At 57.8% G+C, this 25276-nt stretch carries 23 protein-coding genes, 1 tRNA gene and 2 rRNA genes; 5 read left to right on the plus strand and 21 right to left on the minus strand.

Annotation, left to right across the window (positions count from 1 at the left end; genetic code table 11):
- Positions 1-19: 19 nt before the first annotated feature.
- From nqrM to AR306_RS07640, 9 genes are all read right to left on the minus strand, one after another.
- Positions 20-253 (minus strand): (Na+)-NQR maturation NqrM, encoded by a 234-nt coding sequence (gene nqrM, locus AR306_RS07600; protein ID WP_407071194.1) that lies wholly within the window; start codon positions 251-253, stop codon positions 20-22.
- A 16-nt stretch (positions 254-269) separates the two neighbouring features.
- Positions 270-1256 carry an FAD:protein FMN transferase gene (locus AR306_RS07605; protein ID WP_240622510.1) on the minus strand — a complete coding sequence of 329 codons (987 nt, stop codon included), beginning with the start codon at positions 1254-1256 and terminating at the stop codon, positions 270-272.
- A 43-nt stretch (positions 1257-1299) separates the two neighbouring features.
- The gene (gene nqrF, locus AR306_RS07610; RefSeq protein WP_206167983.1) at positions 1300-2526 is read right to left on the minus strand and encodes an NADH:ubiquinone reductase (Na(+)-transporting) subunit F; all 1227 of its coding nucleotides are present in this window, start codon (positions 2524-2526) and stop codon (positions 1300-1302) included.
- Positions 2527-2536: 10 nt separating this feature from the next.
- Positions 2537-3145: an NADH:ubiquinone reductase (Na(+)-transporting) subunit E gene (nqrE, locus tag AR306_RS07615; RefSeq protein WP_101496956.1), complete on the minus strand. Its 609-nt coding sequence runs from the start codon at positions 3143-3145 to the stop codon at positions 2537-2539.
- A 1-nt stretch (position 3146) separates the two neighbouring features.
- A complete protein-coding gene (locus AR306_RS07620) occupies positions 3147-3815 on the minus strand; it encodes an NADH:ubiquinone reductase (Na(+)-transporting) subunit D (protein WP_101496957.1) in 669 nt (222 codons plus the stop codon).
- 3 nt (positions 3816-3818) lie between these two features.
- Positions 3819-4607: a Na(+)-translocating NADH-quinone reductase subunit C gene (locus AR306_RS07625; RefSeq protein ID WP_101496958.1), complete on the minus strand. Its 789-nt coding sequence runs from the start codon at positions 4605-4607 to the stop codon at positions 3819-3821.
- A complete protein-coding gene (locus AR306_RS07630; RefSeq protein ID WP_101496959.1) occupies positions 4600-5811 on the minus strand; it encodes an NADH:ubiquinone reductase (Na(+)-transporting) subunit B in 1212 nt (403 codons plus the stop codon). The genes AR306_RS07625 and AR306_RS07630 overlap by 8 nt, the downstream gene beginning before the upstream one ends.
- A 3-nt stretch (positions 5812-5814) precedes the next feature.
- Complete coding sequence (locus AR306_RS07635) at positions 5815-7152, minus strand: Na(+)-translocating NADH-quinone reductase subunit A (protein WP_101496960.1); 1338 nt, start codon at positions 7150-7152, stop codon at positions 5815-5817.
- A 351-nt stretch (positions 7153-7503) separates the two neighbouring features.
- Entirely contained in the window at positions 7504-8949 is a 1446-nt protein-coding gene (locus tag AR306_RS07640) for a glyceraldehyde-3-phosphate dehydrogenase (RefSeq protein WP_101496961.1), read from the minus strand.
- A 135-nt stretch (positions 8950-9084) separates the two neighbouring features.
- On the opposite strand from AR306_RS07640, the gene mfd reads away from it, so the two are divergent.
- Positions 9085-12519, plus strand: coding sequence for a transcription-repair coupling factor (gene mfd / locus AR306_RS07645; protein WP_101496962.1), 3435 nt, complete (start codon positions 9085-9087; stop codon positions 12517-12519).
- An 18-nt stretch (positions 12520-12537) separates the two neighbouring features.
- Positions 12538-13065: a CsiV family protein gene (locus tag AR306_RS07650; RefSeq protein ID WP_101496963.1), complete on the plus strand. Its 528-nt coding sequence runs from the start codon at positions 12538-12540 to the stop codon at positions 13063-13065.
- 105 nt (positions 13066-13170) lie between these two features.
- On the opposite strand, the gene murB is transcribed toward AR306_RS07650, so the two are convergent.
- Together murB and AR306_RS07660 are read right to left on the minus strand one after the other, a co-directional pair.
- A complete protein-coding gene (murB, locus tag AR306_RS07655; RefSeq protein ID WP_101496964.1) occupies positions 13171-14199 on the minus strand; it encodes a UDP-N-acetylmuramate dehydrogenase in 1029 nt (342 codons plus the stop codon).
- Entirely contained in the window at positions 14196-14660 is a 465-nt protein-coding gene (locus tag AR306_RS07660) for a low molecular weight protein-tyrosine-phosphatase (protein ID WP_101496965.1), read from the minus strand. The genes murB and AR306_RS07660 overlap by 4 nt, the downstream gene beginning before the upstream one ends.
- Here AR306_RS07660 and AR306_RS13630 point away from each other — a divergent pair.
- Positions 14660-14788 (plus strand): hypothetical protein, encoded by a 129-nt coding sequence (locus tag AR306_RS13630; RefSeq protein WP_276307458.1) that lies wholly within the window; start codon positions 14660-14662, stop codon positions 14786-14788. The genes AR306_RS07660 and AR306_RS13630 overlap by 1 nt on opposite strands.
- A 215-nt stretch (positions 14789-15003) precedes the next feature.
- Here AR306_RS13630 and kdsB read toward each other — a convergent pair whose 3' ends face one another.
- The 6 genes from kdsB to AR306_RS07690 all read right to left on the minus strand — a co-directional run bounded on the left by kdsB (position 15004) and on the right by AR306_RS07690 (position 20424).
- A complete protein-coding gene (gene kdsB, locus AR306_RS07665) occupies positions 15004-15777 on the minus strand; it encodes a 3-deoxy-manno-octulosonate cytidylyltransferase (protein ID WP_101496966.1) in 774 nt (257 codons plus the stop codon).
- 2 nt (positions 15778-15779) lie between these two features.
- Positions 15780-15965 (minus strand): Trm112 family protein, encoded by a 186-nt coding sequence (locus AR306_RS07670; protein WP_101496967.1) that lies wholly within the window; start codon positions 15963-15965, stop codon positions 15780-15782.
- Complete coding sequence (lpxK, locus tag AR306_RS07675) at positions 15965-16978, minus strand: tetraacyldisaccharide 4'-kinase (RefSeq protein ID WP_101496968.1); 1014 nt, start codon at positions 16976-16978, stop codon at positions 15965-15967. Before lpxK ends, AR306_RS07670 begins: the two co-directional genes overlap by 1 nt.
- Complete coding sequence (locus AR306_RS07680; protein WP_101496969.1) at positions 16978-17403, minus strand: ExbD/TolR family protein; 426 nt, start codon at positions 17401-17403, stop codon at positions 16978-16980. Before AR306_RS07680 ends, lpxK begins: the two co-directional genes overlap by 1 nt.
- Positions 17400-18056, minus strand: a complete 657-nt coding sequence (locus AR306_RS07685; RefSeq protein WP_101496970.1) for a MotA/TolQ/ExbB proton channel family protein — start codon at positions 18054-18056, stop codon at positions 17400-17402. Before AR306_RS07685 ends, AR306_RS07680 begins: the two co-directional genes overlap by 4 nt.
- A gap of 127 nt (positions 18057-18183) precedes the next feature.
- Positions 18184-20424 (minus strand): DNA internalization-related competence protein ComEC/Rec2, encoded by a 2241-nt coding sequence (locus AR306_RS07690; RefSeq protein WP_101496971.1) that lies wholly within the window; start codon positions 20422-20424, stop codon positions 18184-18186.
- 161 nt (positions 20425-20585) lie between these two features.
- Between AR306_RS07690 and AR306_RS07695 the strand changes: the two genes are divergently transcribed.
- Together AR306_RS07695 and AR306_RS07700 are read left to right on the plus strand one after the other, a co-directional pair.
- Complete coding sequence (locus AR306_RS07695; RefSeq protein ID WP_101496972.1) at positions 20586-21101, plus strand: DUF2062 domain-containing protein; 516 nt, start codon at positions 20586-20588, stop codon at positions 21099-21101.
- A 51-nt stretch (positions 21102-21152) separates the two neighbouring features.
- Positions 21153-21229, plus strand: a tRNA-Met gene (locus AR306_RS07700).
- Between the two features lie 199 nt (positions 21230-21428).
- On the opposite strand, the gene AR306_RS07705 is transcribed toward AR306_RS07700, so the two are convergent.
- The 4 genes from AR306_RS07705 to AR306_RS13455 all read right to left on the minus strand — a co-directional run.
- The gene (locus tag AR306_RS07705) at positions 21429-21794 is read right to left on the minus strand and encodes a hypothetical protein (protein WP_101496973.1); all 366 of its coding nucleotides are present in this window, start codon (positions 21792-21794) and stop codon (positions 21429-21431) included.
- A 1-nt stretch (position 21795) separates the two neighbouring features.
- On the minus strand, positions 21796-22608 hold the full coding sequence (locus AR306_RS07710) for a putative RNA methyltransferase (RefSeq protein ID WP_101496974.1): 813 nt from the start codon (positions 22606-22608) through the stop codon (positions 21796-21798).
- A gap of 453 nt (positions 22609-23061) precedes the next feature.
- Positions 23062-23177, minus strand: a 5S ribosomal RNA gene (gene rrf / locus AR306_RS07715).
- A gap of 162 nt (positions 23178-23339) precedes the next feature.
- Positions 23340-25276 (minus strand): 23S ribosomal RNA (locus tag AR306_RS13455); the annotation flags it as partial.

Here is a 25276-nt window from a genome sequence, read left to right on the forward strand (position 1 = left end):
GACGGTCTTCAGCTATCTGTCATTTGCGTGCTGTAGCGTCGTAGGCCAGCTCCCGGGCCGCCTGTACCGTGCCGTTGGCATTGGCTTCTTCACACTTCAGCCGTTCACCGCCACAAATCGAGCAATTCTTTTCAATGCCCAGCGCGGCAATGCCGCCGCAGGAACCGGCAATCGGCTTGCGTCCGGCCATCACGCCCGAAGCCATGCCCAGCACCACCAGCAGCATCACAGCAAATACCACCAGAACCATAATCAGATATGTCATGAGACTACCTCCCCTGTTCGGGAAACAATTGTTCAAAATCCGGGCTGACATGGCTGACGAATTCGCCGTTTTCACGGGTCACGAACAGCGCCGCAATACCATGCTGCCTGACAAATTTCATGCCTTCATCCTTGCCCAGCACCATCAGCAAGGTACCCAGTCCGTCCGCCGCCATGGCCGAGCGGTCAATCACCGTAACTGCAGCCAGGTTGTGCGCAATCGGCGCACCGGTTTTCGCATCCAGCGTATGAGAGAAGCGGATACCGTCCTCTTCAAAATAATTGCGGTAATCACCTGAAGTATTCACGCCCCAGCCGTCAATTTCCAGTACTCGCTGCAACACCCGCTCACCGTTACCAAGCGGCTGTTCGATGGCGATGCGCCAGGGCGAGCCGTCCGGCTTTTTGCCTTTGGCTATCAGCTCGCCGGTCACCTCGACCATATAGTTGTGGATGCCCAGATCCTCAAATTTCGCCGCTATGCGATCAACAGTATAGCCTGCGGCGATGCTGTTGAGGTCAAGCTTGAGGTCAACTTCCTTGCAAAGCTGATTACCCTCAATACTCAGGTGCTGATAGCCCATCCGGCTGCGCGCTTCGCTGATCGCCTCTTCAGACGGAATCTGGCGATCACGGCTGGCCGGGCCAAAGCCCCAGACATTCAGCAGCGGCTGGATGGTGATGTCGAAACGCCCCTCACTCAGCCGGGACAGCTCATCGGCATAGCCGATCAGCTCGAGCACGGGCGCAGGCATCTGTTCACAGCTGCCGGCCGGCAGCTTGTTGAAACGGGACAGATCCGAGTCTGCACGGTAGGTCGACATCTGGCGGTCGACCTCATCGAGGATGTTCTGAACGACAACACCCGCTGCATCGGCAGCGGGTGTTGTCTTGTTTGCAACATACTTGATGGTGTAAGTGCTGCCCATGGTTGGACCGGACAGCACTTCGACACGCTCGGCCGGTTGGCAACCGGCCAGCGCAAGGCTCATGACTGTGATAACTCCCGCACCCTGTAACAGGTTGCGCAGCATGTTAGCCTCCAAAGTCGTCCAGCAAGATGTTTTCAGGCTCTACGCCCAGGTCTTCCAGCATCTTGATGACGGCGGCGTTCATCATGGGTGGTCCACACATGTAGAACTCGCAGTCTTCCGGTGCCGGGTGATCCTTGAGATAGTTCTCGTAGAGCACGTTGTGGATGAAGCCCTGCAGACCGGTCCAGTTGTCCTCGGGCAGAGGATCGGACAGGGCCAGGTGCCACTGGAAGTTCTCGTTTTCTTCCTGCAGCTTGTCGTACTCGTCGACATAGAAGGCTTCACGCATGGAGCGCGCACCGTACCAGAAGCTGATCTTGCGCTTGGACTTCAGGCGCTTGAGCTGGTCGAAGATGTGCGAACGCATCGGTGCCATACCGGCACCACCACCGATGAAGACCATCTCGGCATCGGTATCCTTGGCGAAGAAATCACCGAAGGGACCGTACACTGTCACCTTGTCGCCCTCTTTCAGGCTGAACACATAGGAAGACATGATGCCGGGAGGAATCTCGTCACGGCCGGGTGGCGGAGTGGCGATACGGATGTTGAACTTGACCATGCCCTTTTCTTCAGGGTAGTTGGCCATGGAGTAGGCACGAATGGTGGTTTCCTTCACATCGGACACATAGCGCCAGATGTTGAACTTGTCCCAGTCCTCGTGGAATTTCTCCTCGATGTCAAAATCCTTGTACTCGACACGGTGTGGCGGGCATTCCAGCTGCACATAGCCGCCGGCGCGGAAGTTGACGTCCTCGCCCTCGGGCAGAACCAGGGTCAGCTCCTTGATGAAAGTGGCCACGTTGGGGTTGGAGCCCACAGTGCACTCCCACTTCTTGACGCCGAACACTTCTTCGGGGATCTGGATCTTCATGTCCTGCTTGACGGACACCTGGCAAGACAGACGCCAGCCTTCGTTGGCCTCGCGGCGGGTGAAGTGGCTGCCTTCGGCCGGCAGCATGTCACCGCCACCTTCGAAGACCTGGCATTTGCACTGGGCACAGGTGCCACCACCACCACAGGCGGATGAAAGGAAAATATTCTGCGCAGCCAGCGTCTGCAGCAGCTTGCCGCCGGCAGGAACCGTCACGCTGCGCTCGTCATTGATCAGAATGCTGACATCGCCGCTGGAAACCAGCTTGGCGCGCGCAATCAGGATGATCACCACCAGCGCCAGAACGATGGCGGTGAACATTCCGATGGCCAAAAAGACTTCGAAACTCATTATTCACTGCTCCTTAGAGTTGTACGCCGGAGAAGGACATGAAACCAAGGGACATCAGGCCAATGGTAATGAAGGTAATGCCCAGCCCCTGCAGACCTGCAGGAACGTCGCTGTACTTCAGCTTCTCGCGAATGGCTGCCAGCAAGGCAATTGCCAGGGCCCAGGAGAAGCCGGAGCCCAGTCCGTAAACCACACTCTCGGCCAGGTCGTAGTCACGCTCAACCATGAACAGGGTGCCACCCATGATGGCGCAGTTCACGGTAATCAGCGGCAGGAACACACCCAGCGCGTTGTAAAGTGCGGGAACGTACTTGTCCAGCAGCATTTCCAGGATCTGCACGATGGCGGCAATAACGCCAATGTAGCTCAGCAGACCAAGGAAGCTCAGATCCACATCCGGCAGACCGGCCCAGGCCAGTGCACCATCTTTCAGCAAGTAGGTGTAGATCAGGTTGTTGGCAGGAACGGTAATGGTCTGTACCACAACCACCGCAATACCCAGGCCAATGGCGGTTTCGACCTTCTTGGACAGTGCAATGAAGGTACACATACCCAGGAAGAAGGCCAGCGCCATGTTCTCGATGAAGATCGATTTAACCAGCAGACTCAAATAGTGTTCCATCTTAGTAAGCCTCCTTCTCGGCAGTGTTCGGAGCCATGACAAAGTCCGGCTTCTCCATCTGCTCACGCTTCCACATGCGCAGCGCCCAGATGATCAGGCCGATCAGGAAGAACGCGGATGGTGGCAGCAGCAGCAGGCCGTTTGGCAGGTACCAGCCGCCATCGTTCATGGTCTGGAAAATGGTCACGCCGACCAGTTTGCCCGAACCGAACAGCTCGCGGATGATGCCGAGAATAATCAGCATCGCGCTATAGCCCAGGCCGTTACCGATACCGTCAAAGAATGACAGCACTGGCGGGTTGGACATGGCGAAGGCTTCGGCACGACCCATCACGATACAGTTGGTGATGATCAGGCCGACGAACACCGACAGCTGCTTGGACAGTCCATAGGCATAAGCCTTGAGGAACTGGTCCACCACGATTACCAGCGAGGCGATGATCACCATTTGCACGATCATGCGGATCGAGCTCGGGATCTGGGCCCGGATCATCGAGATGAACATGCCGGAGAAACCTGTTACCAGTGTCAGTGCAATCGACATGACGATGGCGGTTTTCAGGTTCGATGTTACGGCCAGTGCAGAACAGATACCCAGAATCTGCAGGCCGATGGGGTTGTTGTTGAAAATAGGATCAAGCAACACGCCCTTGATGGTTGGCTCAGCCATTGGTTATGCCTCCCCTTTGCGCAGGCGGTTCAGGAATGGGCCAAAGCCATTCTCACCCAGCCAGTAATCCAACAGATGGTTGACACCGTTACTGGTCAGGGTAGCACCAGCAATGCCGTCAATCTGATTTTTTGCCGCCGGGCTGGAACGGTCAACGTTGCCCTTGATGACATGCAGCACAGGCTTGCCGCTGGCATCAAACACTTCCTTGCCGGGCCACAGGGACTTCCACTTCGGGTTATCAACTTCGCCACCCAGACCCGGGGTCTCGGCATGCTCGTAGAAACCGAAGCCGGTTACGGTATTCAGGTCGCCCTTGACGGCAATGAAGCCATGCAGGGTGGACCAGAGGCCGTAGCCGCGAACCGGAATGATCAGGGTATCCAGCTGGCCATTCTCTTCCACCACATAGACGGTGGCATAGCGCTCACGACGTTTGATGGACGCAATGTCCTCTTTGCTGTCGAGCTTTTTCGAGACGGCAGGGTCCTTGGCAGACGCGATGTGATCGAAGGTCAGCGGGTCGAACTTGTCCGAATAGGTGCCTTCCTCAAGGTCCACCAGGCGTGCCTGGATGCGGCCCTTGAACATGTCGCGGACCTGATCGCCACTCAAGCTGGCGTCACCGAGGCCGGCAATGGCCAGGATGCTGCGCTGCTTGTCCAGCAGGCTGTTGGCCTGTTGGGTCGGACGCAGGGCTACTGCAGCACCGGCAACGAAAATGGAGCACACCAGACAAACGACCAGAGCGACCGTCAGCGTGCCTGCGGTTGTATCTTTTCTACTAGACATTGCGTGCCAGCCTCCGCTTGATATTGGCCTGAACAACGAAGTGGTCAATCAGTGGTGCACAGAGGTTGGCAAACAGGATGGCCAACATCATGCCTTCGGGGAATGCCGGGTTGACCACACGGATCAACACCACCATTACGCCGATCAGGGCACCGAAAATCCACTTGCCGGTATTGGTCATGGACGCGGACACGGGGTCGGTCGCCATGAACAGCATGCCGAAGGCAAAGCCGCCCACCACCATGTGCCAGTACCAGGGCATGGCAAACATCGGGTTGGTCTCGGAGCCGATCATGTTGAACAGGGTGCTCAGGGCAATCATGCCCAGCATCACGCCGGCCACGATGCGCCACGCAGCAATGCGTGTCATCACCAGAATGCCGCCACCGATGAAGATCGCCAGAGTACTGGTTTCACCAATGGAGCCTGGCATGAAGCCGAGGAATGCATCCATCCAGCTCAGACCCTGATCGCTCAGCGCCTGCATGCCACCGGCAGAAACCACGCTCAGGCTGGTGGCACCGGCAAAGCCGTCCACTGCAGTCCAGACTGCATCACCGGAGATGTCGGCAGGATAGGCGAAGAACAGGAACGCACGACCTACCAGAGCAGGGTTGAGGAAGTTCTTGCCGGTACCGCCAAACACCTCTTTACCGATCACCACACCGAAGCTGATACCCATGGCAACCTGCCACAGTGGAATGCTTGGTGGAACGATCAGGGCAAACAGGATGGAGCTGACGAAGAAACCTTCGTTGACTTCATGCTTGCGGATTGAGGCAAACAGGACTTCCCAGAAGCCACCGGCAATGAAGGTCACCAGATAGATGGGCAGGAACCAGGTGGCACCCTGGATCATGTTGTCCCAGACGCTGCCCGGGTCAAAACCGGCCAGAGCACCGGTCAGGGCAAAGCGCCAGCCTTCCTGGGCAGCCAGCAGCTCGGGGCTGGCGGCAAACACCTGGTTGGCCTGGTAGCCGATGTTCCACATACCGAAGAACATGGCCGGGAAGGCACAGAGCCACACGGTGATCATCATGCGCTTGAGGTCGATGCCGTCACGCACGTGGGCGGTGGTTTTGGTTACATCGGCCGGCTTGTACAGAAAGGTATCCACTGCCTCATACAGGGCATACCATTTTTCGTACTTGCCGCCTTTCTCGAAGTTATGTTCGATCTTGTCTAGAAATGCACGAAGACCCATGGATTAACCCTCCACCTCGATGCGCGTTAAGTTTTCCCGCAGGATCGGGCCGTACTCGTACTTGCCTGCACACACATAGGTGCACAGTGCCAAGTCTTCCTCATCCAGCTCCAGACAACCCATGTGCTGGGCCATCTCGGTATCACCCACGATGAGGTAACGCAGCAGCTGGGTCGGCAGGATGTCCAGCGGCATGACGGACTCGTAGTTGCCCAGAGGAATCATGGCCCGGGCACTGCCGTTGCTGCTGGTGTTGAAGGCAAACTTCTTGCCGCCGCTCAGCTTGGAGATGAAGATGTTCAGGATGGAGTGTTTGTTGGCACCGGCACGCAGGTAGTGGAACAGCTCGCGATCACGGCCTTCGGCCAGACAGCTGACCTGCACGTGGTAACGGCCAAGGTAATCACAGGTGTTGCGTGCGGTACGGCCACCAAACACGGAGCCGGAAATGCGGCGGTTTTCGCCCTCTTCCAGCTCGCCGGCAACCAGCTCGCTGAGGTTGGCACCCAGGCGGGTCTTGACCAGACGTGGTTTTTTAACCACCGGACCGGCCAGCGATACCACGCGTTCGACCCACAGCTGACCGCTGGTGAACAGTTTGCCGACAGCAATCACGTCCTGATAGCCGATCTGCCACACGGTGCGGGTTGCACTGACCGGATCAAGGAAATGGATGTGTGTACCAGGCAGGCCGGCAGGATGCGGGCCGGCAAAGGCTTCGGCCTGGACACCGGCAACGTCTTCACCCGGCAGGCTGACACCGTCGGCCTTGCACAGGAATACCCTGGCCAGGCGGGACAGCACTTGCAGGCCGTTTTTGAAGTCGTCAGCGTATTCGGCGATCACCATGGCAGGGTCGCCGGCCAGGGGGTTGGTGTCGATCGCGGTGACAAAAATGGAGCGCGGGGTGGAGTCCACGGCAGGCACTTTTGAGTAGGGGCGGGTACGCAGTGCAGTCCAGAGCCCGGACTTTTGCAGGTTGTCGCGCACCTGTTCGTCCGTCAGGCCGGAAAGCTGTTCAACCGGGTACTGGCTGAAGGTTTCCTGCTCGTCTCCATCCAGTTCGATGACCAGAGACTGGAATACCCGGCGGTCTCCCCTGTTGATTGATTTGACCACGCCAGCGCCCGGAGCGGTAAAAAACACGCCCGGTGTTTTTTTGTCCTCGAACAGGACCTGCCCCAGCTTGACGCGATCACCTTCATGCACATGCATCGTTGGCTTCATTCCGTTATAGTCGAAGCCTATGACTGCAACGCTGCGCACCGTTTGAGCTGCGTCAATTTGCCGCTCCGGCGCACCCACCATGGGCAAATCAAGCCCACGCTTTATTTTGATCATAGGTAGCCTAACCACGTTGTTAATTGATCTTTCATCAACCGGTATTTTTTGATTTATCATGCCCAACAGCACACAACAAGCACCCGGCGACCCCTTTATTTATCGGCGACATTATAGAGACCAACCGGTTCAAGTTTCCAGTCAAAACCTGAACATTATCCGAAAGTCCCGAAAAAACGCCCAAAAAATCAAGATTATAAAAAAGGGAGCCAAAAGGCTCCCTTGACAAAACCCGCGACTCGTGAACGCCAGCACCAGCCCTGAAGCCGGCCAGCCATACCAGCCCCGATCATCGCTCACACAGGCGAACAAGAACTGCAGGCTGATCCCGGCCGGCTCCGGATCAATGCATCAGCGCGGGAACACCGGCGGATGCACGCCCGCGATCTCTTCCAGCACGCGCACAACCTGGTGGCTGTAGCCGTACTCGTTGTCGTACCAGACATACAGGATCACGCGGTTATCGGTGCAGATGGTGGCTTTAGAGTCGACCACACCCGCATGACGCGAACCGACAAAGTCGGTGGATACCACTTCCTGGGACGCCACATAGTCGATCTGCTTCTGCAGGTCGGAATGCATGGCAATCTGGCGCAGGTACTCGTTGACCTCGTCACGGTCGGTGTTCTTTTCCAGGTTCAGGCTGAGAATGGCCATGGATACGTTGGGGGTCGGCACACGGATGGCGTTACCGGTCAGCTTGCCCTTCAGGAACGGCAGCGCCTTGGCAGCTGCTGTGGCGGCACCGGTTTCGGTGATGACCATGTTCAGCGCGGCGGCACGACCACGACGGCTGCCCTTGTGGAAGTTGTCGATCAGGTTCTGGTCGTTGGTGTAGGAGTGGACGGTCTCCACGTGACCATTGACGATGCCGAACTTGTCATTGATCGCCTTCAGCACCGGCACAATGGCGTTGGTGGTGCAGGACGCCGCAGAGATGATCTTGTCATCGGCGGTGATGTCCTTGTGGTTGATGCCGTGCACAATGTTCTTCATATCGCCCTTGCCGGGCGCGGTCAGCAGAACACGGGCTATACCGGGGCGGTTCAGGTGCTGACTCAGACCTTCCTCGTCACGCCAGCGACCGGTGTTGTCCACCAGCAGTGCATCCTTGATGCCGTACTGGGTGTAATCCACGGTAGTCGGGTCGTTGGAATAGATGAACTTGACCAGGTTGCCGTTAATGTTCAGCGCGTTGCTTTCCTCGTCAACAACGATGGTGCCCTTGAATGAGCCATGTACCGAATCGCGACGCAGCAGGCTGGCACGCTTCATCAGATCGTTCTCGGCACCCTTGCGCACCACCACGGCACGCAGGCGCAGGCCGTCACCGGCACCTACGCGGTCAACCAGGATCCGTGCCAGCAGGCGGCCGATACGACCAAAACCGTACAGCACGACATCAGTGCCCTGATGTTTGTTTTCACTACGCTTGCCCACTACATCGGCCAGCTCGGCGCGCACGAATTCATCCATGGTGCGGCCATTGCCTTCAGCCTTGTATTTGACCGCCAGCTTGCCCAAGTCAACCGAAGCGGCACCCAGATCCAGCTTGCTCATGGCCTCGATCACCGGATAGGTGTCACGCACCAGCAGGTCATCATTGCCGACACGGTGACGGGCAGAACGGTGTGCCCTGAGGATGGCGATGACGGAACGATTAATCAGGCCACGTCCATAAATGGAGGTGATCACGTTATTGTTGCGGTACAACTGACCAATCAGGGGAATCATCGATTCGGCTAATGTCTCGCGCTCAATCCAGTCGCGCAGGCACTGTTCTGTTTTCTCAGTCACGTGAAATACCTGTAGTGAGATTAAAAAAGGGACTACATTATCAACTTATCGCCGCAAAGCGGCAAGCCTTTACACTGGCCGGCTGTCGACTTGCTGGTTACAATTCGCGCTTTGACCAATTTCCAAGGCTGTCCCGTGTCCCTACCTGCAGTACCCCCGTCCCCCCAATCCTCCGGCAAACAGACCTGGCACAGCCTGTACGGCTCGTCACGCAGCCTTTTACTGGCGCTGGCCACCGCCGGCCGGCAGCAGCTCAGCGTGCTGCTCACCGACAACAGCCAGAACGCCCTGCAGCTGCAGGATGAGCTACGCTTCTATGCTCCCGACTTGCCGGTGGTGCTGTTCCCCGACTGGGAGATCCTGCCCTACGACCTGTTCTCGCCGCACCAGGACATCATCTCGCAACGCATCGCCGCCCTGTACCAGCTACCACAGATGCAGCATGGCGTGCTCATCGTGCCGGTTAGCACTGCGCTGCAGCGGCTGGCCCCGAAGGAATTCCTGCTCGGCGGCAGCCTGATGCTGGATACCGGCCAGACGCTGGATATCGAGAACATGCGCGGCCGGCTGCAAGCCGCCGGCTACCACTGCGTCGATACCGTTTACGAACATGGCGAGTTTGCCGTGCGTGGCTCGCTGCTGGACCTCTACCCCATGGGCAGCGAACAGCCTTATCGCATAGACCTGTTCGACAACGAGATCGAAACCCTGCGTACCTTCGATCCGGAAAGCCAGCGCTCCATCGACCAGGTAGACAGCATCCGTCTGCTGCCGGCACGCGAGTTTCCCTTCGACAGCCAAAGCCGCACGGATTTTCGCAACCGTTTCCGTGAACGCTTCGATACCGACTTCCGGCGCTGCCCGATTTTCCAGGACGTCAGCAACGGCATCCTGGCCAGCGGCATCGAGATCTATCTGCCACTGTTTTTTGAGCAGACCGCCACCCTGTTCAGCTACCTGCCGGACGACTGCCTGCTGTTCACCCTGCCCGGTATCGAACAGGCCGCCGAGAGTTTCTGGCAGGACGTGCGCAGTCGCCACGAGGACCTTCGCGGCGACATCGAGCGCCCGCTGCTGCCACCGGCCGAGCTGTACTTGCCGGTCGAGGAGTTCTTCGCCAGCCTCAAGCTGCATCCACGCATCATTCTGGACAGCCGTGCTGCCGAAGCCGGTATCGGCCGTACCAACTTGCCGGTTGCTCCCCTGCCCGACCTGACCCTGAACGCCCGTGCCAGTCAGCCGCTGGCCGGCCTGCAGGCGTTCATCGAAAGTTTTGCCGGCCGCATCCTGTTCACTGCCGAAACCGCCGGCCGCCGCGAAATCCTGCTTGAGTTGCTTGAGCGCATCGGCCTCAAACCACAGGCCGTAACCAGCTGGCAGGAATTTCTTGTCAGCCCGGAGCCACTGTGCATCTGCGTCGCTCCACTGACCGAAGGTCTGCTGCTGGACAGCCTGGCGGTGATCCCGGAAAGCGCCCTGCTCGGCCAGCGCATCAGCCAGCGTCAGCGCCGCGACAAGGCCAGCGAACACGCCAGCGAACTGGTCATCCGCAACCTGACCGAGCTGCGTGAAGGCGCACCGGTAGTACACATCGACCACGGTGTCGGCCGCTACCGGGGCCTGACCACCCTGACCGTTGATGGCCAGGCCACCGAGTTCCTGCAGCTGGAATACGCCGAGCAGGCCAAGCTTTACGTTCCGGTTGCTCACCTGCACCTGATCGCCCGCTATAGCGGTAGTGATGATGACGGCGCACCGCTGCATCGCCTCGGCTCGGACCAGTGGAGCAAGGCCAAGCGTAAAGCCGCCGAGCAGGTGCGTGACGTTGCCGCCGAGCTGCTGGACATCTATGCCCGCCGTGCTGCCCGCAAGGGCTTTGCCTTTGGCAACCCGGGAGCCGATTACGCCAGTTTCAGCGCCGCCTTCCCTTATGAGGAAACTCCCGATCAGCAAGTGGCCATCGATGCCGTACGCCGCGACATGCTGGCCGGCACCCCGATGGACCGCCTGGTCTGTGGCGATGTCGGCTTCGGCAAGACCGAAGTGGCCATGCGTGCAGCCTTCATTGCCGTACACAGCGGCAAGCAGGTGGCGGTACTGGTACCCACCACATTGCTGGCCCAGCAGCACTACAACAGTTTCCGTGACCGCTTTGCCGACTGGCCGGTAAAGGTGGAAGTGATGAGCCGCTTCAGCAGCGCCAAGGACACCAAGGCGGCACTCGGCCAGCTGGCCGAAGGCAAACTGGATATCGTCATCGGTACCCACAAACTGCTGCAGGATGACGTCAAGTTCGACAATCTCGGACTGGTCATCATCGACGAGGAGCACCGCTTCGGCGTGCGCCAGAAAGAACGCCTCAAGGCCCTGCGCAGCGAAGTGGATATTCTTACCCTGACTGCCACGCCGATTCCGCGCACATTGAACATGGCCTTCTCCAACCTGCGTGATCTCTCGATCATTGCCACACCACCAGCCCGCCGCCTGTCGGTGCGCACCTTTGTCATGCCGCGCCAGGACGCCATCGTCAAGGAAGCCCTGTTGCGAGAGCTGCTGCGCGGTGGTCAGGTGTACTACCTGCACAACGATGTAAAAACCATCGACAAGTGCGCTGAAGATCTGGCCAAACTGGTGCCGGAAGCGCGCATCGGCGTCGGTCACGGCCAGATGCGCGAGCGCCAGCTGGAACAGGTGATGGCCGATTTCTACCACAAGCGCACCAATGTGCTGGTGGCCACTACCATCATCGAAACCGGTATCGACGTACCCAGCGCCAACACCATATTGATTGACCGCGCCGACAAGTTCGGCCTGGCCCAGCTGCACCAGCTGCGCGGCCGTGTTGGCCGCAGTCACCATCAGGCCTATGCCTACCTGCTGGTGCCCAGCGGCAAGAAACTGACCACCGATGCGGAAAAACGCCTGGAGGCCATCAGTAACGCCCAGGATCTGGGAGCCGGCTTCGTACTCGCCACCCACGATTTGGAAATCCGAGGGGCCGGCGAGCTGCTCGGTGACGGCCAGAGCGGCCAGATCCAGTCGGTCGGCTTCAGCCTCTACATGGACATGCTCGAACGGGCGGTACAGGCGATCAAGGACGGCAAGGAGCCGGATCTGGAACAGCCGCTGGATAACGGTGCCCAAGTCAGCCTGCGCATTCCGGCACTGATTCCGGACGACTACCTGCCCGACGTGCACAGCCGCCTGATGCTGTACAAGCGAATTGCCTCGGCACCCGACGAGGAAGCCCTGAAAGACCTGCAGGTGGAAATGATCGACCGCTTCGGCCTGTTGCCGCAGCCGGCGAAAAATCTGTTTGCCCAGGCTTCGCTCAAACTCAGGGCCGACCAGCTGGGCATCATCAAACTGGATGCCAACGATGAAGGCGGCCGTCTGGAGTTCAGCTCCAGCACGCCGGTAGACCCGATCAAGCTGATCAAGCTGATCCAGAGCCAGCCCAAACGCTACAAATTTGAAGGCGCCACCGTATTCCGTTTCAGCGCCCCCATGGATACAGCCGCCGAGCGTTTTGCTATGCTTGATGCCCTGCTGGACCAGCTATCGAACTAACCAACCGGAAATTCAAACATGCGTACACGTTTGCTCAGCCTTCTGCTGCTTGTCTCCACTGCCCTGCCCGTTTGGGCCGCCGACAGCTCCCATGTCGAGCTGATCCTGTTCCGTCAGGGCAACATGCAGGCCAGTTATAACAGCAAGCTGGCCCCGGACAACTGGGCCGGCAACAGTCAGCATCTGGAAGCGTTCCAGCTGCGCAGCAGCCTGCTGGAAGGCCCGATCGGCAAACTGGTGCCGGCCAACGGCTATAGCGTCCTGCTGCATCGTGTCTGGCAACAGGACAAGGCTAGCGGACCTGTCCGTATTGCCCTGAGCAGTGGTGACGAGATTTTCGGCCATCATCCGGTTGAAGGCACGCTGACCCTGGAGCAGGACCAGAGCAACAAGGTCGCCCTGGACCTGTGGATCAACGAATTCAAGGCCGACGGCAACCTGGCGCGCAGCGAACGACTGCAACAAACCGCGGCCGTACCCCATAACGAGTTGACCTACATCGACTATGGCGACCTGGGCGTGCTGATCCGTATCCAGCCACAGTAATTCCGTAGGTTCGAATTTATTCGAACAAACCGGACATAACTGTGCGCACGGCGGCTCATGTGCGAATAAATTCGCACCTACCAAACAGGCAGCAATCTGCAGGCGTTACTCGGCGTCTATCACCACCGGCTCGATTTCAAGGTTGACACCATAGCGCCCGGCAATGTCCTCCCGGATCTGCGCAGCCAGCGCCAGTACATCCGCGCCACTGGCAGCGCCATGGTTGACCAGCACCAGCGCCTGTTGCTGATGTACACAAGCATCACCAACACACTTGCCCTTCCAGCCAGCCTGCTCGATCAGCCAGCCGGCGGCCAGCTTCACCTGGCCGTCAGCCAGCGGGTACTGCACCATTTCCGGATATCGCTGTTTAAGTTCAGCAGCCTGCCCGGCAGCAATTACAGGGTTCTTGAAGAAACTGCCGGCATTGGATAGCACCGCCGGATCCGGCAGCTTGGACTGACGGATGGCAATCACTGCATCACTGATATCCAGCGGGGTTGGTTCGCTGATGCCGCGACGCTCCAGCTCGGCACGGATCGGGCCGTACTCCAGCTGCAACTGCGGCCGCTTGCGCAAGCGCAGGTCGATACTCAGAATCACCCGCCGGCCCGGCTCGCGCTTGAACAGACTGTCGCGATAATCAAATCGGCACTCTTCGACCGACAGATGCTTGAGGCCGAAATCCAGCGCATCCAGCACCAGTACTTGCTGCAACACATCCCGGACTTCCACGCCATAGGCACCGACATTCTGCACCGGTGCAGCACCAGCGGTGCCGGGAATCAGGCTCAGGTTTTCCAGTCCGGACCAGCCCTGCTCCAGCGTCCAGCGCACCAGTTCGTGCCAGTTCTCGCCAGCCTGGGCACGTACCCAGACGTGCTCGTCGTCTTCGTGCACCACACGCTTGCCGCTCATTTCCAGACGGATCACCAAACCGGGCACATCGCCGGCCAGCACCAGGTTGCTGCCACCACCGAGCAACAGCCAGGGCTGGTCGTTTTCTATCGCCCAGCGCATTGCCGCCTGCAACTGTGGCTGGATGCGTACATTGGTGAAGTAGCGGGCGCGGGCGCTAACGCCCAACGTGTTGTACGGACGCAGGTCGACCTGCTCTTGTGGCTGAAAACTCACAGGCTGCTCCTGACTTCATTCAACAGGGCTTCGCTGGCCTGCTCCAGCATGTCGAGCACGAGCTCGAAACCGTCTTCGCCGCCGTAGTAGGGGTCGGGCACTTCACGGGTTCCCAGGCCAAAACGTGGCAAGTACAGCGCCAGCTCGGCCTTGCCATCTGCCGGGCGGATCGCCTTGAGGTTGGCCAGGTTGCTTTCGTCCATGGCCAGAATCAGATCGAATTTGTGGAAGTCCTCTGCCACTGCCTGGCGCGCCCTGAGTACCGACAGGTCATAACCCCGCCGGGCAGCTGCCTTGATGGTGCGCGGATCTGGTGTCTTGCCGGTGTGCCAGTCGGCGGTACCGGCCGAGTCGATGGTGACTTTATCGTCCAGCCCCGCCTGTTTTACATAACGGCGGAACACACCCTCGGCAGTGGGCGAGCGGCAGATATTGCCAAGACAGACAAACAGGACTTTCAATGATCTCTCCAAAAATTGAAGGGTTATCCGTCACCACCGCGCCTGACGCGGACATCTCCTTATTGCTGGTGGAGATTCTGGTCAAGCCCGGCAATGACGGTTGCTCTACAACAATACACACCCTGTAGGTTCGAATTTATTCGAACAAAATTAACAATATCAGACGCAGGCGCAGTTCTCGTGCGAGTTTCTCTCACAGCACCAGCGGGATGTTTTGTGTGCGAATAAATTCGCACCTACAGGACACACGGGCTGCTCCTGTGCGAAGGGGCTTGCCCCTGAGAAGGCACGCACCTTCTGTCGGGGGCAAGCCCCTCCTACAAGAGTGTAACTCTAGCGAAGATCACCCGGTCAAACCGGCAAACAACGCCCGTACCCGCTCCAGATCTTCCGGAGTATCCACACCAGCTGGCGGAGGCTCGATGGCGTCGTCGACGTGAATCTCTTCACCGTGCCACAGGGCACGCAACTGCTCCAGGCACTCGGTCTGCTCCAGCCAGCAAGGCCCCCACTCGACAAAACGCTGCAAAAAACCGGCACGATAGGCATAGATGCCGATATGGCGGCGGAAAGGTACGCCGGCCGGCAGCTCATCCGGCTGGGCGACAAAGGCATCCCGCGCCCAGGGTAACGGTGCGCGGCTGAAGGTCAGCGCCAGGCCATTTTTGTCGGACAACACCTTGACCACGTTGTTGTTCATCAGCGTCGCCATGTCTTCGATCGGCTCGGCCAGCGTGGCCATGGCCGCTTCCGGGTGGGCAGCCAGGTTGGCCGCCACCTGATCGATGACTGCTGGCGGGATCAGCGGCTCGTCACCCTGCACGTTGACCACAATGGCATCCTCCGGCCAGCCCATGATGGAAGCAACCTCGGCAAGACGATCGGTGCCCGACTCATGGTCATCACGAGTCATCACCACCTGGGCTCCGAACGCCTGGCAGATATCAAAAATGCGCTGGTCATCAGTGGCAATCACCAGATGTTCAGCTCCGCTTTTCTGCGCCTGCTGCCAGACCCGCCTGATCATCGGCTGGCCGGCAATGTCCTGCAGCGGCTTGCCGGGAAAGCGGCTGGAGGCATAGCGTGCAGGAATCACCACATAAAAGGGCTGCTGCATGATTATTTTTCCAGGCGTTCGTCATTGGTCAGGGTGCGCGCCTGGCTTTCCAGCATCACCGGAATCCCGTCACGTACCGGAAAAGCCAGAGCGTCCGCCTTGCAGATCAGTTCGTTCTTGTCCTGATCGTATTCCACTGCACTTTTGCATAGCGGACAGGCCAGCAGGTCCAACAATTTGGTATCCATCATTCATCACCTCGGAGTTCGGGAAAGAGTTCAGTCATACAGGCATTCAGCCAGTCAACAAAGGCTGCCGAAGGCTGTGCATCCACCTTCAGGTACCATGCATTGTCCGGCGCAATTATCCGGCATTTTACCGCATCTTTTTCAGTCATCAGCACCGGCAAATCGTCACCAAACCGCAAGTCTTCAGCAACAAATTGTGCATGATCGGCAAAGGGATGTTCCTGCGGCTGCCAGCCCAGTTCGCGCAGGGTACGAAAAAAACGTTGCGGGTTACCGATGCCGGCCACTGCATGCACCGCCTGGCCTGCTGGAAAATGCTCCAGCGACACGTTCTCGCCGCTTGCCACATGCACTAACGCCGTCGGCCGCAACTGCATGGCATAACCCTGCTCCTTGTCGGCCACTGCACCGTTGAACAGCACGGCATCAACCTCGCCAAGACGACCGACCGGCTCGCGCAGCGGCCCTGCCGGCAGACAGCGGCCATTGCCCAGCCCGCGCGACTCGTCAATCAACACCAGCTCCAGGTCGCGCTGCAGCTGATAATGCTGCAGGCCGTCATCCGACAGAATCAGGTCCAGCGGTTCCTGCTCCAGTAACAGCTGAATGGCCCGGGGACGCTGCGGGTCAATTGCCATCGGCACGCCGCTGCGCTGCACCAGCAGCGCCGGCTCGTCACCGGCCACAGCCGGATCATCCGTAGCGCGTACACGCCACGGCCATTCGGGCGGCTGGCCACCATAGCCACGACTGACCACACCCACACGCAAACCGCGGGCGCGGCAATATTCGATCAGCCAGAGAATCAGCGGGGTCTTGCCGGTGCCGCCCACCGTGATATTGCCGACAATGATCACCGGCACCGGCGCACGGTAGCTATCCAGCTTGCCGCTTAGAAACTGCCTGCGCTTGCGCTGCACCACGCTGCGATACAGCCTCTCTAGCGGCCATAACGCAACAAGCCCGGCATGCCCTGCATACCAGGCCTGTACCAGCCGTTCGCCCAGTTTCACTACTCGGCCTGTGCCTCGACGGTAGTGATGCGCAGATGCACAAAACCAAGCTTGGACGCTGCATCCATCGCGGTCACCACAGCCTGGTGCGGTGCCTTGCCATCTGCACTGAGGGTTACCGGGATATCCTTCTGGCCGGCGGACGCTTCAATCAGCGCACCCATGATGGCATTCAGGTCATTGCTGGCCAATGCACGCCCATTAACCGCGTAACGTCCGTCCTGGTCAACCAGCACTTCCAGCGGCTGCTCGAAACGCTCCTCCGGCGGTGTTCCGGTAACGGCTTCCGGCAAATCCACCTTGAGCTGGGTTTCACGGGTAAAGGTGGTAGTCACCACAAAGAACAGCAGCAAGATGAATACCACGTCAATGAGCGGGGCCAGGTTGATATCAACCGGTTCGCGCGCCTTGCGGGGAAATTTCACGCCTTTTTGCTCCCTTTTCTGACAGCCGCAGGCTGGTTCAGCTCAACCGTACGATCACCCTGTACCGCCTCGACCAGCTTGATCGCCTCCTGCTCCATGCCAACCACCAGCTCATCGACACGGCGCTGCAAAAAACGGTGAAAGAACAACGCAGGAATGGCCACTATCAAACCGGCCGCGGTGGTAATCAACGCCTTGGCAATACCGCCCGCCAGCTGTGGTGCGTTGGCCATGCCCGACCCCATGAAGGCACTGAAAATCTCGATCATGCCCAGCACCGTACCGAGCAAACCCAGCAGCGGCGTGATTGCGGCAATGGTGCCCAGCGGGGTCAGGAAACGCTCCAGCTCGGTTACAACCTTGCTACCCACTTCCTGGATGCTTTCCTTCATGATGTCACGACCGTAACGGGAGTTGGCCAGACCGGCAGCAAGGATTTGTCCCAGCGGAGAACTGGCACGCAACTCATTGAGCTTGCCCGCATCCAGCTCGCGTGCCTGTACCCAACGCCAGGCCTGGCCCAGCAGGTGCGGCGGGCTGATGCGTGAGGCTCGCAAGGTCCACAAACGCTCTGCAACAATGGCTACGGCAATCACAGAACAGGCAATGATCGGCAGCATGATCCAGCCACCGGATTTAATCAGCTCCCACACAGCAGACTCCATTTTCGAAAAATAAGCGCAACTCTACCACAAGGCCGGACAGAGTCCGACAGGATTGTCATCGCGTTTCATTGTGTTGTGATCTGGGTGGCGCACCCTCCCCCTCGAACGCTTTGACTTAACGCCAGAATCGTTGTTGTTGGGCCATGCTCCATAAAGGCGCATGCGCACCCAGCTGAATCCGTATTGCCTTGTCCACGGCAGTGTCATACAGCTGCATGCTGTTGTATTCGATCCGTGCCAACACCAGCGGATGCGGGTGCCCGTAGCTGTTATGCCTGCCCCGGGAAATCAGCACCGTATGCGGCTGCAAGTGCTGCAACCAGAACTGTGCCGTAGAGGTGCGACTACCATGATGGCCGGCTACCAGCCAGTCTGCCTGCAGCTCCGGCCAGGCACCCAGCAGGGCCCGCTCGCCAGCCACATCCAGGTCCCCTGTAACCAGAAAACGCTCATCCGCCGCTTCCACCCACAAGACACAGGATGCCGCATTGCTGTCCTCTGCCGCCTCCTGCTGCCATTGACGAAAGCGGACTGCATCCCACTCCCAGCCAGTATTGCTACAGCTTTCCGCTTGCAGCTCCCCGTGTCTGCCCGGCTCACCGCTCACCAGACGCTCGACTGTCACATGCCGCAATACCGCAGTCGCCCCGCCGGCATGATCAGCGTCGGCATGTGACAGGATCAAGCGGTTCAGGTGCCTGATCCGCTCACCGCGCAAGAAAGGCACGACTATCGTTTCACCTGCATCCATGCCCGCAATCGAGGGCCCGGCATCGTATAACAGCGCATGTCGGGCAGTCTGTATCACGATCGCCTGCCCCTGCCCCACATCCAGCAGCCAGATCCGGGCCTGCCCTGCAGGCACAGCATCCCCGGCCGGCGGCCAGGCCAGTGGAGTCAGCAGCATCAGCGCCAACCACCACGGACGCAGCGCGCCAGGCAATAACAGCAGGAATACCGCCAATCCGGTCAACAACAAGATCCATGATTCAGGCACGGCCGATTGCCACGCTGGCCAGCCCTGTCCCAGCCAGTCCAGGGCATGCCACAACGCTGATAACAAATATGCAGCCAGTTGCAAAACCGGCACTGCCAGAACCGGCCAGCCGATCAGCAACATGCCCAGCAAGACCAGCGGCAACACCACAAAGCTGACAAAGGGCACAGCAACCGCATTGGCCACTGGCCCTACCCAGCTGATAGGCAGTCCGGATGCCAGCAGTAATGGCAACAACCCAATGGCTGCGGCCCACTGTGCACGGCTCAGCATCTGCCACCAGCGCCAGCGACCCAACCGGCCGGCAAACACCAGCAACAAAACGGCAACCGCAGCAAAAGACAGCCAGAACCCCGGTTGCAACATGACCAGCGGATCCAGGACCAACACCGCCGCCAGAGCCAGCGACCAGGGTTTCCAGCTGGATAACGGCCGGTAACTCATGCGCCACAACAAAACCACCGTGACCATGATCAGCGCACGCTGCACCGGCACGGCAAATCCGGCCAACGCTCCGTAGGCAAAAGCCCCGCCCAATGCCAGAGCGCAAGCCGCCGGCAGCCATGGAACACGCATCGGCCAGAGCCCCAGCCGCACAAGCAGTACTACCAGGCCGTAGCCAAGCCCTGCCACCAGGCTGATATGCTGACCGGATATGACAAACAGGTGCACCGTTCCCGAATCCTGCAGTTTTTGCCACTGGGTACGTGACAACACCGAACCATCACCCAAGGACAGAGCCAGGACTCCGCCAGCAGCCGGGTTGTCAGGCAACATTGTCAGCAGCCGCTCACGCAGCCGTTCACGCCAGGCATCAACTCCGTTCCCGTCGGCCTGCCACTCTCCCGCTTTTACCGTTCCGGTCGCACCAATCCTGCGGGCAGTCAACCATTGCAAATAATCAAAGCCATGGGGGTTGAGCAGCCCGTCCGGCTGCTTGAGGCGCACCGCCAGTCGCCAGCGCTCACCCGCTCGCAGTGGTGGCGGATCACGCCATGACAGGCGCAAACGGGGTGGCAACGTCACTCGTCTTGAGCTCGCCTCTTCAAGCTCGAACCTGACCACCTGCCAGCCGGCTTCGCTCTGCCATTGCGGCAGTCCGGCAATACGCCCTTCAAGCCAGAGCGTTTGTCCATCCCGGTTTATCTCCAGGCGTTGTTCCAGCAATGTTGTTGCATGCCAGCCGGACCAGCACAGCCCCAACATGGCAGCTGCCAGCCAACGCACCCACTGCTGCCTCAACAATAAAAAGGCAATAGCACCACCGCCAAGAAGCAACAACAACCAGGACGGCGGAACTGCCGGCAAAAAGCGCAATATCAGTACGCCTGAAGAAAATGCTAGCGCATACAACCCCATAAGCCACCTCCCTGTAGCTTTTTACTGCGATTTGTCTAATATTCCATCCACTTCACGAAAACAGCGGCCAAAACAATAAAATAAAAACTCGTTACATCTTGCCACAGATTATTGCAGTAACAAGTGCCATAATGCGCTGATCCACAAGACTGGGTACCACGATGCCGCGCGAACTCTTCAAACGTTACATGCCCGATCCGGAGGCCATCAAGCACAACAAATCGTTGCGCTTTCTTGGCAGCCTGATCCACGACAGCAATCTCTGGCAGCTAAACCGGCACTCCATCGCCCGGGCAGTTGCCATCGGACTATTCTGGGCAATGATTCCCATGCCCATGCAGATGTTGGCCGCAGCCCTGGTTGCTATCCCCCTGCGCGCCAACCTGCCCCTGTCCATCGGACTTGTCTGGCTGACCAACCCGGTCACCATGCCCCCGATTTTTTTCGCCAACTACAAACTCGGCTCATGGATGCTGGGTACACCTACTGTCAACATGCCTGACAAAATCACCCTGCAATGGATCATGGAAGTCACCACCACTCACTGGCAACCCCTCTACTTTGGCTCCCTGGTAGCCGCCATCATTCTGTCTGCCGCGGGCTATTTCGCTACCCTGCTGTACTGGCGCTGGTGGGTGGCACGCAGCTGGAAACGCCGGAAACAAAAACGCATGTAATCGTAAGCCATTGTTTTTTGACATCCCGCATATTCTGTGTATAATAGCCGTCGCGGGATGGAGCAGTCTGGTAGCTCGTTGGGCTCATAACCCAAAGGTCGTCGGTTCAAATCCGGCTCCCGCAACCAAACATCTTAAAGGCGAATCAGCAATATCACTGATTCGCCTTTTTTGTATCTATAGATCCGCCATAAAACCGCATGAACAAGAAAAAATCCGAAGTGTTTTTTGCCATATCGGTCTACGCAATTCTGTTTTTGCTGGCCATCGTTCTTTATCTGGGGCAACCGGGGTAAAGGGTCAGCCGGCCAGCAACAAGAAACATCCTCAGATCCGCCAGACAACCTGACTGACACCGTCCGCATCAACCCTGAGCCAGTCGTCTGCGCCATTCTCGCCCTGCTCTTCCTGCCAGCCACCCGGGGCACAGCGTACTTCAACGCCAAGAGCAGCATATGCGGCTTGTGCACATTCAAGGTCGTTTGCCCACGGAGTCCTGCTGCTGTCGAACAACAAGGAGCTCCACGAGCCCGCTACCCGACCATACCAGGCAACCCGGATACCATCACACCTGCACCTGAGGACCTGGCCCAGGGGCTGCCATTCAGTGCACTGCTCAAACACCTGCGCCAACCACTTGCCTGCCTGTTCCGGAGTGCATTCTTTCAGGTAAATTTCAATATCTGGCTGCATCTCACTGTTCTCCGGTATGCCGTACCCGATCAAGACGCACCGAGACCGTAACATTTTTCAATCCTTCCACCACCCTGTCATGGCACTCTGTCCGAACACGCTGGCCATGCGGCGTCATAACCAGCAGATTTTGCCGGTCTGCATCCTGCTCAAGACCAATCCTGAAGCGTAAAAACTCTGTCTGTACGACCTCCAGACCCTCCGGCAAAGAGGCAAGATGCTTGGCATCATCATAGGGGCGCACTTCTGCGTAAACCATTTGCCGCAACTCGATCAGATGATCTTGTGCCGGCCCCAAATGCAGCAGCACGCCTTGCCCTGACAGCAAACGCTTTGCCTCATGCCAGTCCAGCGGACTGAAAACGCTGGTCAGCAGATCCATACTACCCGTTGCCAGAGGAACTCGCGCCATGCTCGCAACCAGCCAGTTGATATTCTTGCTGCGCTTGCAGGCCTGCAGGATGGCATCCTTGCTGATATCCAGAGCATAGCCGTTTGCCGGCCCCAGCCTGCCGGAAAGAATTTCCGTGTAATAACCCTCGCCGCAGCCAATATCCAGCCAATTTTGCGGATTTCCCGTCACTGCATGTCTTGACAAGAAATCTGCAACGGGACGATAGTGGCCGACAGACAAGAATGAGCGGCGCGCCTGTACCATTGCAATATTGTCTCCCGGCGCACGACTGGCCTTGTGCTGCACCGGCAACAGGTTCAGGTAGCCCTGGCGGGCACGGTCGAAATTATGGCCGTTTTCACAGACAGCGCCTGCAGGCATGCCACGCAACATGGATTCACAAATCGGACAGATAAGCACAGACTTTTCCGGTTATTGCTGAAAGACAAGCATGATAAATCACTGCGCAAAAGGTTGTGCGAATAAATTCATACCTACACGATGCCCCTCACCGGATCATTACACACTTTCTCCGACACACGGCATTCAGATCGAGCATGACGGCCTACATGCATGGCCATTCAACCCTGCGCCATCCTGGCGGGACCACTCTTTATCTGTATGCGTCCGGTAATCCCATCTGGAACCCGGCGCTTACCCAGTCCGATAGTGTCCACTTGTTTTTAAGTGGATACTATCCGGCGGGATGACTGCGTGCTTCCAGATGGGATGGCCTGACGGTTACATTTATTCGCACACCGATTGTTTTCATGTGCGAATAAATTCGCACCTACAGTTCTGCAGCGCCAAGGCGTTCTTCTGGTCCAGACACAAAAAACCCCTGCAGATGTCTGCAGGGGTTGTTTGTTTGAAGCTTGACGATGACCTACTCTCACATGGGGAAACCCCACACTACCATCGGCGATGCATCGTTTCACTGCTGAGTTCGGAATGGGATCAGGTGGTTCCAATGCTCTATGTTCGTCAAGCAATTCGGTTGGGATCTGCAGCTGTTTTGGCTTCAGCTCCCGAATTCGGTCATGTGTGATTGTAAACGATCGGTGTTGCGGTTCAACGAATTTTCGTCTTTGCTTGTTTGTTACTTATTACTGTTTCTCTTGGCTTGTAACACCAGATTGTTTGGGTGTTATATGGTCAAGCCTCACGGGCCATTAGTACTGGTTAGCTCAACGCCTCACAACGCTTACACACCCAGCCTATCAACCTTGTAGTCTTCAAGGGCCCTTCAGGGAGCTTAAAGCTCCAGTGAGATCTCATCTTGAGGCATGCTTCGCGCTTAGATGCTTTCAGCGCTTATCATTTCCGAACTTAGCTACCCGGCAGTGCCACGGGCGTGACAACCGGAACACCAGAGGTTCGTCCACTCCGGTCCTCTCGTACTAGGAGCAGCCCCTCTCAAATCTCAAACGTCCACGACAGATAGGGACCGAACTGTCTCACGACGTTCTAAACCCAGCTCGCGTACCACTTTAAATGGCGAACAGCCATACCCTTGGGACCGGCTTCAGCCCCAGGATGTGATGAGCCGACATCGAGGTGCCAAACACCGCCGTCGATATGAACTCTTGGGCGGTATCAGCCTGTTATCCCCGGAGTACCTTTTATCCGTTGAGCGATGGCCCTTCCATACAGAACCACCGGATCACTAAGACCTACTTTCGTACCTGCTCGACTTGTGGGTCTCGCAGTCAAGCGCGCTTTTGCCTTTATACTCTGCGACCGATTTCCGACCGGTCTGAGCGCACCTTCGTACTCCTCCGTTACTCTTTAGGAGGAGACCGCCCCAGTCAAACTACCCACCATACACTGTCTCCGACCCGGATAACGGGCCTGGGTTAGAACCTCAAAGTTGCCAGGGTGGTATTTCAAGGATGGCTCCACGCGAACTGGCGTCCACGCTTCAAAGCCTCCCACCTATCCTACACAAACAACTTCAAAGTCCAGTGCAAAGCTATAGTAAAGGTTCACGGGGTCTTTCCGTCTTGCCGCGGATACACTGCATCTTCACAGCGATTTCAATTTCACTGAGTCTCGGGTGGAGACAGCGCCGCCATCATTACGCCATTCGTGCAGGTCGGAACTTACCCGACAAGGAATTTCGCTACCTTAGGACCGTTATAGTTACGGCCGCCGTTTACCGGGGCTTCGATCAAGAGCTTCGCTTGCGCTAACCCCATCAATTAACCTTCCGGCACCGGGCAGGCGTCAGACCCTATACGTCCTCTTTCGAGTTTGCAGAGTCCTGTGTTTTTAATAAACAGTTGCAGCGGCCTGGTATCTTCGACCAGTCGGAGCTTACGTAGTAAATACTTCACCCCAACCGGCGCACCTTCTCCCGAAGTTACGGTGCCATTTTGCCTAGTTCCTTCACCCGAGTTCTCTCAAGCGCCTTGGTATTCTCTACCCGACCACCTGTGTCGGTTTACAGTACGGTTCCTGGTTATCTGAAGCTTAGAAGATTTTCCTGGAAGCATGGTATCAACCACTTCGCATTCTAAAGAACGCTCGTCATCAGCTCTCGGCATTAAGTACCCGGATTTGCCTAAGTACTCTGCCTACCACCTTAAACAGGGACAACCAACGCCCTGATGGCCTAACCTTCTCCGTCTCTCCATCGCAATAACCAGAAGTACGGGAATATTAACCCGTTTCCCATCGACTACGCTCTTCAGCCTCGTCTTAGGGGCCGACTCACCCTGCGTCGATTAACGTGGCGCAGGAAACCTTGGTCTTTCGGCGTGCGGGGTTTTCACCCGCATTATCGTTACTCATGTCAGCATTCGCACTTGTGATACCTCCAGCAAGCTTCTCAACTCACCTTCACAGGCTTACACAACGCTCCTCTACCGCACAGACATTCCCTTAAAATCACTTGTTGTGGCGTTGCCACACCAAGATATCTTTGTACTTCGTACAAAGACATCACTCTATTCCCAATCAGCACTTGTGTTGCCTGCTGCTCCACTCTCAACGTGAGAGAGGGCTTTGCTCGCCTGACGGCTCGCAAGCTTGAGATTGAAGTGATTTTAAGTGGAATGTCTGCACCCGTAGCTTCGGTGTATGGTTT

It is taken from the genome of Thiopseudomonas denitrificans, assembly GCF_002866065.1.
In the GTDB taxonomy this organism is placed as follows: Bacteria; Pseudomonadota; Gammaproteobacteria; order Pseudomonadales; family Pseudomonadaceae; genus Thiopseudomonas; species Thiopseudomonas denitrificans.